Genomic DNA, 12,266 nt, shown 5'->3' with positions numbered 1-12,266 from the left:
CAGCAATAAGGTTATAGCCCATGCTTACTGATCTTCCCCTGCTGAGTCTGGTCATCTGGACGCCCATCATCGGCGGCCTGCTGGTGCTGGCCACCGGTGGCGAGCGCAATGCCCTGGAGTCGAGGGTCCTGGCGCTGCTGGTCTCCCTGGTGACGCTGGGCCTCTCGCTGCCGCTGTGGTTCGGCTTCGACGCCGGGACCGCCGAGATGCAGTTCCAGGAGTTCGCGCCCTGGATCGAGGCGCTGTCCATCAATTACCACCTGGGCGTGGACGGCATCTCCATGCCGCTCATCCTGCTGACGGCGTTCGCGACCCTGCTGGTGGTCATCGCCGGCTGGCAGGTGATCCGGTACAAGCCGGCCCAGTACCTGGGCGCCTTCCTCATCATGGAAGGGCTGATGATCGGGGTGTTCGCGGCCCTGGATGCCATGCTCTTCTACGTCTTCTGGGAGGCGCTGCTCATCCCGATGTTCATCGTCATCGGGATCTGGGGCGGCCCCCGGCGGGTGTACGCCACCATCAAGTTCTTCCTCTACACCTTCCTCGGGTCGGTGTTCATGCTGGTGGCGCTGCTCTACATGTACTTCCAGTCCGGTACCTTCGGGATCCTGGAGTTCCATGCGCTGCCGCTGACCCTGACCGAGCAGATCCTGATCTTCCTGGCTTTCCTCATCGCCTTCGCGGTGAAGGTGCCGATGTGGCCGGTGCATACCTGGCTTCCGGATGCCCACGTGGAGGCGCCCACCGGCGGGTCGGTGATCCTGGCTGCCATCATGCTCAAGCTGGGGACCTACGGGTTCCTCCGCTTCTCGTTGCCCATTACGCCGGATGCCGCCGCCGCCCTGGACGGGCTGATGATCGCCCTGTCCCTCATCGCCATCGTCTACATCGGGTTCGTGGCCCTGGTGCAGCGGGACATGAAGAAGCTGGTGGCCTATTCGTCCATCTCCCACATGGGCTTTGTCACCCTGGGCTTCTTTGTCATATTCGGGATCCACGAGACCACCGGCAGCTGGAACGGGGCAGCCATGGCCATCGAGGGGGCCATGGTCCAGATGATCTCTCACGGCTTCGTCTCCGCGGCGATGTTCCTGGCCATCGGCGTCCTGTACGACCGGCTCCACAGCCGCGAGATCGCCGATTACGGCGGCGTGGTGAACACCATGCCGGTCTTCGGTGCCTTCGCGGTCTTCTTCGCCATGGCCAACGCCGGCCTTCCGGGCACCTCCGGGTTCGTGGGCGAGTTCCTGGTCATCCTGGCGAGCTTCAAGGCCAATCCCTGGTACGCCTTCGCCGCGGCCACCACCCTCATCCTGGGCGCCGCCTACACGCTCTGGATGATCAAGCGGGTGATCTTCGGCCGGGTGACCAACGACGGCGTGGCCGAACTCACGGATATCAACGCCCGCGAGTTCCTGCTCATGGCGATGCTCGCGGTCTTCGTGCTGCTACTGGGCGTCTGGCCGGCGCCCCTGCTGGAAGTGATGCACGCCAGCGTCCACAACCTGCTGGACCACGTGGCCCAGTCCAAGCTGTAAGCGGGAGAGCAACACGACCATGATACTCGATGCTTCCGATTTCCTGACGGCGCTCCCGGAGCTCTTCCTCCTGGGAATGGCGTGTCTCGTCCTGCTTATCGACCTCTTCCTCACGGAACACAGTCGGGCGGTGACCTACCTCCTTTCTCAGGTGGCCCTTGTCGGTGCCGCCGTGCTCACGCTGGGGATGATGGATACCCAGGCGGGAATGGCCTTCAACGACATGTTCATCCGTGACGGCATGTCGGACCTCCTCAAGGCCTTCGTCTATCTCGCGGTCTTCGTCGTCTTTCTCTATGCGCGGCCCTATCTGCGGGATCGGGGCATGCTCAAGGGCGAGTTCTACCTGCTGGGCCTCTTCGCGACCCTGGGCATGATGGTCCTCATCTCGGCGGGGAGCCTTCTGACGGTCTATCTCGGCCTGGAGCTGCTGTCGCTCTCCCTCTACGCGATGGTCGCCATGAACCGGGAGTCCTCCATGGCCTCGGAGGCGGCCATGAAGTACTTCATCCTGGGTGCGATGGCCTCCGGGATGCTCCTTTACGGCATGTCCATGCTCTACGGGGCCACCGGCGAGCTGGAGCTGGCGGCCATCAACGCCGTCATCGCCGCCGGCCAGGCCGAGGGCCTCATCCTCACCTTTGGACTGGTCTTCCTGGTGGTCGGGGTCGCCTTCAAGCTGGGCGCCGTTCCGTTCCACATGTGGATCCCGGACGTCTATCACGGCGCCCCGACCCCGATGACCGTCTTCATCGCCACCGCACCGAAGCTGGCCGCCTTTGCCATGGCCATGCGGCTCATGGTCGACGGGCTCGGGTCGCTGCATGCCGAGTGGCAGGGGATGTTCATCATCCTCGCGGTGCTCTCCATGGGCGTGGGGAACCTCCTTGCCATTGCGCAGAGCAACATCAAGCGGATGCTGGCGTACTCGGCCATCGCCCACGTGGGCTTCATCCTCCTGGGCGTGCTCACGGCGACGGAGTCGGGGTACGCCGCGGCGATGTTCTACACCATCGCCTACTCACTGATGACGCTGGCCGGCTTCGGCATGATCATTCTGCTTTCCCGGGCCGGTCTGGAGGCGGAGCGACTGGAGGACTTCAAGGGGCTCAACGAGCGCAGCCCCTGGTTCGCCGGGATCATGCTCATCGTCATGTTCTCCATGGCCGGGGTGCCGCCCTTCCTGGGGTTCTGGGCCAAGGTGAGCGTCATCCAGGAGGTGGTCGCGGCCGGGATGGTGGAACTCGCCATCGCCGCCGTGGTCTTCTCCATTATCGGGGCGTTCTACTATCTGCGCGTGGTGAAGTTCCTCTACTTCGACAAGCCCGAGGACACCGGGGCGCTGGTTGCTGACAGTGACCTCCGCGCCGTGCTCTCGGTCAATGGCCTGGCCATTCTCGGTCTGGGACTCTTCCCCGGTGCGCTGATGTCCGCCTGTATTGCCGCCTTCGGCGTCCCGGGAGCCTGAGCATGGAACAGACCGTCCTCGTGTGGGCGCTGATAGGAATCGCGCTGGTGCTGGCAAACCTGCCGTGGATCAGCGATCTCTTTTTCTTTGTCTTCGAGCCGCCGGGCGGGCGAAAGGGCGCGTGGTTGCGGCTCGCGGAGTGGTTCGTCTATTACCTGATCGTCGGTGGTCTGGCGCTCGGGGCCGAAAACCGGGCCATCGGCGACATCCATGATCAGGACTGGGAGTTCTACGCCGTGACGCTCTCCCTGTTCGCCGTCTTCGCGGCACCGGCGTTCGTCTGGCGCTACCAGTTCCGCCCGCTGCTGCAGCGCCACCGGGGCTGGAAATGACGTCAGGGGTTGCATTCCGCTCCCTGGAGCGGTAGTATTCTCAATCTCGATTGCGGGGTGGAGCAGTCCGGTAGCTCGTCGGGCTCATAACCCGAAGGTCGCAGGTTCAAATCCTGCCCCCGCTACCAACATAATTGACGCAGGTTTCCATTATGGAGCCTGCGTTTATTTTTGCCCATATGACACCAACTTGCGGGTCCGGCTCCAGGTCGATGGGGCCGGTGACCTCCGAAAGGGTCTGGCGCATCACGTCGGGGTCCACCGACTCCCGGAGGCTATCGGCAAGCGCCTTGAAGCGCTCGCGAGCCCGGGGGAGCAGGGTGGCCACCCCATCCCCGGCCAGACTCTCGGCCGCGGTCAGCTCCTCCTGGGCGGCCTTCACCGTCCGTTCCGCCTGCTCCAGCTCCTCCTTCACCGCCGGTGAGGCGATCCCCTGCCGGATGGCCTGGACCAGGTTGTCGCGCTCGCGCTCGGCCTCCTGGAGCCGCTTGCGGATGGCGGAGGGGTCCGGCTGACTCTCCTCCATGGCCTCCCGGGCCATGTCCATGAAGGTCTCGAAGGACTCCTCGGTGAGCAGATCGTCGCGGATCACGGTCAGCAGCCGCTCCTCCAGATGCTCACGGCGGACCCGGTGGTTGTTGGAGCAGGCGGCCGGCCCCCGGTCCTTGTGCGTCGCACAGCCGTAGTCCCGGGCGCTGACGATGACGTAGCTGGCCCCGCACTCGGCGCAGCGGAGCAGGCCGGAGAAGATGTAGGGGGAGCCGCGGCCGTGGCGACCCGGGCGGCCGCCGCGAGCCCGCTGCCGGGTCTTCTCCTGGACGGCCCGGATCCGGGCCTGCACCCGGTTCCAGAGTTCCGGGGCGACGATCCGGGTCTCCTCGTTCTCGGTGATCACCCACTCGTCCATGGGCCGCTCCCGGCGCTGGCGGCGGCCGGTGACCGGATCCTTTACCCACTGGGAGCGGTTCCATATCTGCTGCCCGTTGTAGAGCGGGTTGATGAGCAGGCCGACGCCGCGCTTGGTGTCGGGCCGGATCGCGGTCTGGCCCCACTGGCGGCCGCGAGGGCCGGGGACACCCCGGCTGTTCAGCTCGGAAGCGATCCGACGCGGGCTCCAGCCGTCGGCGTAGCGCTCGAAGATCCAGTTCACCCACTCGGCCTCGTCGGGATCGATCTCCCGCACATGGCCCTTGTCGGTCTCCCGGGAGCGATAGCCGTAGGGGAGGCCGCCGGCGCTGTAGCCGGACAACGCCTTGCCGGTGAGCCCCCGGTGGGTCTTCTCGGCCAGGTCATCCAGGTACAGCTCCGACATGAGCCCGCGCAGGCCCACCTCGATCTTGTGGCCCCGGCGGTCGGTGTCGGTGCCGTCGGACACGCCGATGAGGCGCACACCCCAGTACCGCAGCATCCGCGTGGCCTGGGCCGTCTCCACCTGGTCGCGGGAGAGGCGGGAGAGGTCGTCGACCAGGAGGATGTCGAAGACGCGCTCCTCGGCGTCGGCGAGCATCTTCTGGTAGCCGGGCCGGTCCCGCAGGGAGCCGCTGACGGCCTCGTCGGTGTAGGGGGTCGGCGCCGGCCACCCCTGCTGCTGGGCGTAGCGCTCGCAGTTGCGGAGCTGGTCCTGGATGGAGCTGGCGTTCTGCTGCTCGGAGCTGTAGCGGCAGTAGGCCGCGATCCGGAGGGTATGCTTCATGGCGTGTGCCTTCCGTGTGGGCTGCTGTGCTCCTTCCCGGGCACTGGATGACCAAGGGGTCGGCCCGACCGGCGGCGCGGATTCCTGGCCGCCTCGCGGTTGCTCACAAGGGATGATAACCGGGGCGGTCGAGAGGGCGGTAACGGGCGCCGGAAAGATTGCGACAGACCGTGAACTCTAAAGGCATGGTCGTTACGCTGGCTCATGAGTCAAGCCGAGCTTGATTCCCCCGGAACCGAAGAACCGCCATGCCTGCAAAGACCGCCAAGGAGTTCATGAAGCGCCACTGGGACCGCACGGTGCCGGTGGATGTGGACGCGCTCGCCCATGCTGCCGGGGTGCGCGTGAAGCCTGTCCAGTCCATCCCCGGAGCCGACAGCGCGAGCGGCTGCTACGAGGTCGATGCGGGCGGGGAGGGCACCATCCGGTATGTGTTAAGCGAGCCGCTGGTCCGCCGACGCTTCATTACGGCGCATGAGCTGGGCCATCACGTCCTGGGTCACGCCAGCAGCAAGGAAACCGTCTTCCGGGACGACCCCAGCCATTTTTCCAGCCACGCGACGGACCCACGGGAGCGCGAGGCTAACCAGTTCGCCGCCGAAGTGCTGATGCCGGAGCTGGCGATTCGGTACTTCATCCAGGAGAAGGGCATCACGGACCTGGCCGAGCTGGCCAGGAAGATGCAGGTCTCCCAGGTTGCCATGAAATACCGCCTCAAGAATCTGGGATGGCTGACGTAGACTCCACGGAACCGGATGATCTCTCCGAGGGGCAGCTCCCTGAAGGAGAAGTCAGGCTCTGGGATTTCGAGATCAGCGAGCGAACGGAGCTTCTTGAGCAGCGACGGATCCTGTTCCGAAGTATCGGTGGTATCGTCGTCGTGATGCTCCTGGCGCTGCTGTGCTACATCTTCCTCGGAACGGCGACCTCGACGAGCGAGCGGGTCACCATCGTCGTGGTACTGGCTGCCATCCCGACGGTGCTCGCCCTGGCCCTTCTCCGGTATGTGTTCGCCCGGAATGCCCAGGACCAGAATCAGCGCGACGACACCACACCGATCCAGGCTTTGGCCCGGGAGCTGGTGGCTCTTCTTCCAGGGAAGAGCTGAAGGCTCTACCCCAAGGCCCTCTGTTACACCCTCCAAGATCGTCTTGCCCGCTGGCATCAGGTACGCGGGTCTAGATGTCATGTCCCTGCCAGTGCACTGGCCAACGGTGCCAGGCCCGGCGGCGAGTGGGAACGGCCCTGGCCAAGGGGCTGCCGCTGGAGTCCAGGGGCCGTCGCTGCGCGCACACCAGATCCTAACTGGTTGGGGGGAAGCGCTAACCGCGCTCCACCCCCGCCATGCGGGGCTTTTAGGTGGGCGGCCATGGTAAAGTCGGTTAACCGCTATCCGCCCCGTCATGGGGACCTCCGCCTCTCGCAAGGGTCGCGACCCTGGTGAGCTGATGCGTGCCCCCGGCGTGACGGGTGCAGACGGGACTGCGGATGCCCCCTTGCGGGCCTGCTCTCGAAGGACTCCTCGGGCGGGTCCGGCGCCCTGGGCACGGTCAGCAGAGTAGGCGCACGGCGGGCCCGGTGGCTGTCGGAGCCGGCAGCCGGGAGCCATATGCGCGAGCGCTTCGTTCACTCGATGGCGTAGATGGACTTGTCCCACGAGCCAATGTAGACGGTGCCATCGGGCCCAATGGCCGGCGAGGAGAAGGAGACATCGCCAATCTGGTCGACTCGCCATTTCTCGCCGCGGTTTTCGGGATCCAGGGCGTAGAGGCCGGAAGTATTAGAGCCGAGGTAGATAGTTCCATCCGCTGCGATGGCCGGCGAAGAGCGGTTCGTGTTCCCCGTGGTGTGGCGCCACTCTTCCTCGCCGGTATCGGGATCGACGGCGTAGAAGTTACCGCCGCTGGACCCGACATAGATGGTGCCGTCGGCTGCGACAGCCGGGGATGAAAGAATCCCCTCTCCCGTGGCAAAGCGCCATTGCTCAGTGCCGTCCTCGGGATCGAGGGCGTACAGGTTGTGGTCGTTGGATCCGAAGTAGACCGTGCCATCGGGGCCGATGGCCGGTGCGGACTGGACATCGTCGCCGGTCTTGAACCGCCACCGCTCCTGCCCGTCCTCGGGGTCGAGGGCGTAGAGGTGGCCATCATCGGAGCCGACATAGATGGTGCCGTCCGCTCCCTGGGTGGGTGAGGAGAAGATCGGATCACCCGTCTCGACCTTCCACTCCACGTCGCCGCTTTCGGGATCCAGGGCGTAGAGGTGGTGGTCGGTCGAACCGATGTAGACCGTACCGTCGGCGCTTACCGCCGGGGAGGCGAGAACCGAATTATCGGTCTCGAAGGACCACTCTTTGTCGCCAGTGTCGGGGTCTAGGGCATAGACCTTGTTGTCATAAGAGCCGATATAGATAGTCCCGTCGGCGCCGATGGCCGGGGAGGACCGAACCGCGCCGCCGGTGCCAAAAGACCACTTCTCGGAGCCGTCGTCGGGGTTCAGGGCGTAGACGTGGTCATCGTCCGAGCCCACATAGACCGTTCCATCGGGACCGACGGCCGGCGAGGACCACACCAGATCGCCAGTGGAGTATTCCCACTTGATGGTGTCCTGAGCCCCTTCGGCATCCGCACTCTGGCTCTGTCCGGTTCGCTGGCGGTTGCCGCCAAAGGTGGACCAGACGGCGGCGCTCTTGAACTTCGTCTCGGTGCTCGCCGTCGCGGTGAGATCGTCGCTGTCGGTAACGATGCCCTCCAGGAGGTAGCGACCGCCCATGGCCATTTCGGGCGCGGTCCATTCCCATTCCTCACCCTGGTTGGAGGCGCCGAGGGTGCCCCCGATCCGATAATCGTAGGTCAGGTCCCGGCCGTCGCGGTTGTAGGCGTCCACGGTGAATGTGGCGGTGTCGCCAGCCTCCTTCGGCAGCGGGTCGACCTGGAAGGACTCGATGGCTGGCCCCCGAGTCGCGATCTCGATGGCCGCCTTCGCGCAGCGTTCATCCTCGTCACAGGCATACGTCACGACCTCCCCCTGGGCAGCCTGCTTCTTTGGTGCGGTGAGGGTGATGGAGCTGGTGCTGCTGTCGGGGCCGGACCAGCCCGCCGGAGGGAACCAGTCGTAGTCGAGGCTCTGCCCGTCAGTACGTTCGGAGTCCACCGAGACGGTTACCTGGCCGCCCGGGAGAATGGGTGCACCCTCGGCGGAGATGTCGGAGATGGTCGGGGCACTGTTCCCCTCGGAGCTTGAATCCGAGTCCTCGCAGCCGGTCAGCCCGCCCAGGGCGGAGAGCAGGCCGGCAGTGGTAAGAAGAAAAGTGAGGGGAGCCGGCATAGCTTGGAATGCGCTCTTCGGGTTCATGGCGTCCGGTCCGCTGTCTCGGTTGTGGTTGGTGGTCGGGCGCCTAGCTTTTCGCCGAGTCCGGCGGGTTGCAGGGCACCCGCCCCACCGCCCACTCCGGCAAGGTGGCCCCTCGGCCCGCCCTGGACCGCTTCGTCATTCGATGGCGTAGACCTTGGTGTCGTAGGAGCCCACGTAAACGGTGCCGTCGGCGCCGATGGCCGGGGAGGACCAGACTGAGTCGCCGGTCTTGTAGGCCCACTCTTTGTCGCCAGTGTTGGGGTCGAGGGCGTAGACGTTGCCGTTGTTGGAGCCCACGTAGACGGTGTCGTCGACGCCGATGATCGGGGAGGACTTGATCCAGTCGCCGGTATCGTAGGCCCACTGCTCGGAGCTGTCGCCGGGGTCGAGGGCGTAAACCTTACTATCATCTGAGCCTACGTAGACGGTGCCGTCGGCGCCGATGGCAGGGGAGGAATCGACCCAGTTGCCGGCCTCGAAGACCCAATTCTTATTGCCCTTGGCCCCCTCGGCATCCGGAGTGGGCCACCCTCGCCCGGAGCGCTGGCGGTCGCCGCCGAAGGCGGGCCAGGCGGAGGCACCCTTCATGGTAGTTTCGACGCCAGCGGTGGCGGTGAGGTCGTCGCTGTCGGTGACGATGCCCTCCAGGAGATAGCGTCCGCCCATGGCCATTTCGGGCGCGGTCCATTTCCATTCAGCACCCTCCTTGGAGGCGCCCAGGGTGCCGCCGATCCGGTAGTCGTAGGTCAGCTCCGCCCCGTCGCGGTTGTAGGCGTCAGTGGTGAAGGTGGCGGTATCGCCCTCTTTCCCCGGGAGCGGGTCGACGTCGAAGGATTCGATGGCCGGGCCCTGGGTGGCTACGGTTACCTCCGAGGAGGTGCTGCCGGCGCTGTTTTCCACCGTGACCGAGATCGTCGCCTCGGCGGCCTGGTCGACCGGGGCGGTGAGGGTGACCGATTCGGTGCCGCTGTCGCTGCCGGAGTCTGACCAGTCCTCGGGGAGGTCCCAGTCGTGTTCGAGGGCGTCGCCCTCGGCCTCCACCGAGACGGTAACCTGCCCGCCCGGGAGGATGGGGGAGTCCTCCGCTGAGATGTCGGAGATGGTCGGGGTTCTGGTTTCTTCCGAGTCAGAACTCTCCGAATCCTCGGACGTGGACTCCGCCGCCGTGGTGTCGCCGGCGTTTTCGTCGTCGCAACCGGTCAGCCCGCCCAGGGCGGCGAGCAGGCCGGCGGTGGCGAGGAGGTGGCTTAGGGTGCGGCTCAGGGGAGTGCTGTCCGGGCGGTGCATGGGCGTCCTTATGACGGGGTGTTGTCGGGTCGCGAAGGAATCTACCAACCGCAATAAGGGAAACGGTATCGGTGCGAGGCGGCACGGCGGGGAGGGTGCGCAAGATTTGGCCAATGCTTGCCCGCAAGTGATGGGGCCAAGATGCGGACCGTCGTCCGTATCCTGGACGTGCCTCACGCGTGAAGTGCGCGGGCGGGACTGCGTATAGCCCCTCGCGTTGTGGTTCATGGCTGAAAAGAGTTGACCCAGCGGGCGCTGGCGGGCATGATCAGCGGGCTACGGACATCGAGCGAACGGGCCGATGACGTAGGCGGCCAGCGCCGCGCCGGTAACAGGTTCCCCTGGATGGGGTCAGTCCTGCTTCCCTCGGGTTCGCAGCGCTGGACTACGGGTTGTTCATGGTAGGGGCATCCAGCCAGATTTCGAGGGCTGGATCGGCGGTCGCAACTTGTGTGCGTAGCCTGACCCCCGCTACCATATTCGTAACTCGAGGCCCCGCATGGGGCCTTTTTTGTAGGCACCACCGACGGGCGGTGCGGTTCGACGTGGGCCGAAAGGGCCCATTTTTGTTTGGGCGACAATAGTGCGACAGGCGTCGGAAGCAATCCGGGCAGTAGTGGAGCCGGCCGTGGCCGGCCTCGGTTATGAGTGCGTGGGCGTGGAGTTCACGGGTTCCAAGCGCCGGGTTCTTCGTATCTATATCGATGCCCCTGAGGGGGTCGGTATCGACGACTGTGAGCAGGTCAGCCATCAGGTCAGCGCCGCCCTCGATGTCGAGGACCCCATCCGCGGCGAGTATCATCTGGAGGTCTCTTCGCCCGGGCTGGACCGGCCGTTGTTTACGGCCGACCAGTTCCGGCGCTTTGTCGGCGAGGAGATCCGCTTCCGGCTGGTGGTCCCGGACGAGGAGGGGCGGCGCAAGTTCCGCGGCCGCCTCCTCGGGATCGAGGGCGAGACGATCGAGGTGGAGGTCGAGGGCGAAAACCGCCACTTCGATCTGGATACGGTGGAGACGGCGCGGCTGGTGCCGGCCGAATGAGACGGGGACATCCCCGGAGGAATCCGGGGTCAAGCAGAGGCAGGGTATGAGCAAAGACATCTTGCTGGTGGTGGACGCGGTCTCCAACGAGAAGGGCGTCGACAAGGAAACCATCTTCGAGGCCATCGAGATGGCCCTGGCGACCGCGACCCGGAAACGCCACGGTGGCGACGTCGATATCCGCGTGGCGGTGGACCGCCGCAGCGGGGACTATGCCGCCTACCGCCGCTGGCAGGTGGTCGAGGACGATGCCGTCGAGGCGCCGGAGCGCGAGATCACCTACAGCGCCGCCCAGGAATACGAGCCCGGTATCGAACTCGGCGGCTTTATCGAGGACGAGGTGGAGCCCGAGGAGTTCGGGCGCATCGCGGCCCAGACCGCCAAGCAGGTCATCGTACAGAAGGTGCGCGAGGCCGAAAGGGCCAAGATCGTCGACGAGTACGCCCACCGCAAGGGCGAACTCATCCACGGCCGGGTCAAGCGGGTGGAGCGGGGCAACGTCATTCTCGAGATCGAGGGGGCGGTGGAGGCCATCGTCCCGCGTGAGGAGACCATCCCGCGGGAGTCCATCCGTACCGGTGACCGCCTGCGCGGCTACCTCAAGGATGTGCGCCACGAACCCCGCGGCCCGCAGCTCTTCGTGAGCCGGACCGACCCGCAGTTCATCATCGAACTCTTCCGTCTGGAGGTCCCGGAGATCGGCGACGGCATCATCGATCTGCTGAGCGCCGCCCGGGATCCGGGCAGCCGCGCCAAGATCGCCGTCCATACCCGGGACCAGCGCATCGACCCGGTGGGTGCCTGTGTCGGCATGCGCGGCTCCCGGGTCCAGGCCGTCTCCAATGAACTCAACGGCGAGCGGGTGGATATCGTCCTGTGGGACGAGAACCCGGCCCAGTTCGTCATCAACGCCATGTCCCCGGCGGACGTGGTCTCCATCGTGGTGGACGAGGATGCGCACAGCATGGACGTCGCCGTGGCCGAGGAGCAGCTCTCGCAGGCCATCGGCCGCGGCGGCCAGAACGTCCGGCTCGCCTCCGAGCTCACCGGCTGGGAGATCAACGTCATGTCGGAGGAGGATGCCCAGGAGAAGAGCGAGCGCGAGGCTGCCGAGCTCCTGGCGCTGTTCACCGACAGCATGGACGTGGACGAGGAAGTTGCCGAGATCCTGGTGCGGGAGGGCTTCTCCAGTCTGGAGGAGGTCGCCTACGTACCGGTCTCGGAGATGGTGGAGATCGAGGAGTTCGACGAGGATATCGTCAACGAGCTGCGCGAGCGCGCCCGCGACGCCCTCCTGACCCGCGCCATCGCCGGCGACGAGCCGGCCGGTGGCCAGGAGCCCTCCGAGGAGCTCCTGAACATGGAGGGGATGGATGAGGAGCTGGCGCAGAAGCTGGCGGCTCAGGGCATCTGCACCATGGAGGATCTGGCGGACCAGGCCGTGCCGGACCTGCTCGAGGTCGAAGGCCTGGATGAAGAGCGCGCGGGTCAGTTGATCCTCGCCGCCCGCGAGCCCTGGTTCGCGGAGCAGCCGCAAGAATCGTGAACGGAGAGT

10 protein-coding genes and 1 tRNA gene are annotated in these 12,266 nt (G+C 65.8%); 8 read left to right on the top strand and 3 right to left on the bottom strand.

All coding sequences use genetic code 11. The features are described from left to right. Positions 1-20 precede the first annotated feature (20 nt). The 4 genes from BM272_RS12105 (at position 21) to BM272_RS12090 (ending at position 3,466) form a co-directional block, all read left to right on the top strand. A complete protein-coding gene (locus BM272_RS12105; protein ID WP_093429056.1) occupies positions 21-1,538 on the top strand; it encodes an NADH-quinone oxidoreductase subunit M in 1,518 nt (505 codons plus the stop codon). A 19-nt stretch (positions 1,539-1,557) separates the two neighbouring features. Then, positions 1,558-3,006 carry an NADH-quinone oxidoreductase subunit NuoN gene (gene nuoN, locus BM272_RS12100; protein WP_093429055.1) on the top strand — a complete coding sequence of 483 codons (1,449 nt, stop codon included), beginning with the start codon at positions 1,558-1,560 and terminating at the stop codon, positions 3,004-3,006. 2 nt (positions 3,007-3,008) lie between these two features. Then, entirely contained in the window at positions 3,009-3,338 is a 330-nt protein-coding gene (locus BM272_RS12095; protein WP_205407811.1) for a DUF2818 family protein, read from the top strand. Positions 3,339-3,389: 51 nt separating this feature from the next. Further along, positions 3,390-3,466 (top strand) — tRNA-Met (locus BM272_RS12090). On the opposite strand, the gene BM272_RS12085 is transcribed toward BM272_RS12090, so the two are convergent. Then, complete coding sequence (locus BM272_RS12085) at positions 3,445-5,031, bottom strand: recombinase family protein (RefSeq protein WP_093429054.1); 1,587 nt, start codon at positions 5,029-5,031, stop codon at positions 3,445-3,447. The genes BM272_RS12090 and BM272_RS12085 overlap by 22 nt on opposite strands. 248 nt (positions 5,032-5,279) lie before the next feature. Here BM272_RS12085 and BM272_RS12080 point away from each other — a divergent pair, with 248 nt between their 5' ends. Beyond that, the gene (locus tag BM272_RS12080; RefSeq protein WP_093429053.1) at positions 5,280-5,771 is read left to right on the top strand and encodes an ImmA/IrrE family metallo-endopeptidase; all 492 of its coding nucleotides are present in this window, start codon (positions 5,280-5,282) and stop codon (positions 5,769-5,771) included. Continuing rightward, positions 5,759-6,139, top strand: coding sequence for a hypothetical protein (locus BM272_RS12075; protein ID WP_093429052.1), 381 nt, complete (start codon positions 5,759-5,761; stop codon positions 6,137-6,139). Before BM272_RS12080 ends, BM272_RS12075 begins: the two co-directional genes overlap by 13 nt. A 518-nt stretch (positions 6,140-6,657) precedes the next feature. Here BM272_RS12075 and BM272_RS12070 read toward each other — a convergent pair. Both BM272_RS12070 and BM272_RS12065 read right to left on the bottom strand, forming a co-directional pair. After that, positions 6,658-8,358, bottom strand: coding sequence for an outer membrane protein assembly factor BamB family protein (locus tag BM272_RS12070; RefSeq protein WP_159433091.1), 1,701 nt, complete (start codon positions 8,356-8,358; stop codon positions 6,658-6,660). A gap of 162 nt (positions 8,359-8,520) precedes the next feature. Further along, positions 8,521-9,672, bottom strand: coding sequence for an outer membrane protein assembly factor BamB family protein (locus BM272_RS12065; protein ID WP_159433090.1), 1,152 nt, complete (start codon positions 9,670-9,672; stop codon positions 8,521-8,523). A gap of 583 nt (positions 9,673-10,255) precedes the next feature. Between BM272_RS12065 and rimP the strand changes: the two genes are divergently transcribed. Beyond that, on the top strand, positions 10,256-10,711 hold the full coding sequence (gene rimP / locus BM272_RS12060) for a ribosome maturation factor RimP (protein WP_205407810.1): 456 nt from the start codon (positions 10,256-10,258) through the stop codon (positions 10,709-10,711). Positions 10,712-10,757: 46 nt separating this feature from the next. Beyond that, positions 10,758-12,257 carry a transcription termination factor NusA gene (nusA, locus tag BM272_RS12055; protein ID WP_093429048.1) on the top strand — a complete coding sequence of 500 codons (1,500 nt, stop codon included), beginning with the start codon at positions 10,758-10,760 and terminating at the stop codon, positions 12,255-12,257. The last annotated feature ends 9 nt before the right edge of the window (positions 12,258-12,266 follow it).

This window comes from Thiohalospira halophila DSM 15071, assembly GCF_900112605.1.
Classification (GTDB): domain Bacteria; phylum Pseudomonadota; class Gammaproteobacteria; order Thiohalospirales; family Thiohalospiraceae; genus Thiohalospira; species Thiohalospira halophila.
The sequence above is the reverse complement of the archived record's forward strand: the minus strand, read 5'-3'. Positions and strand labels throughout refer to the sequence as shown.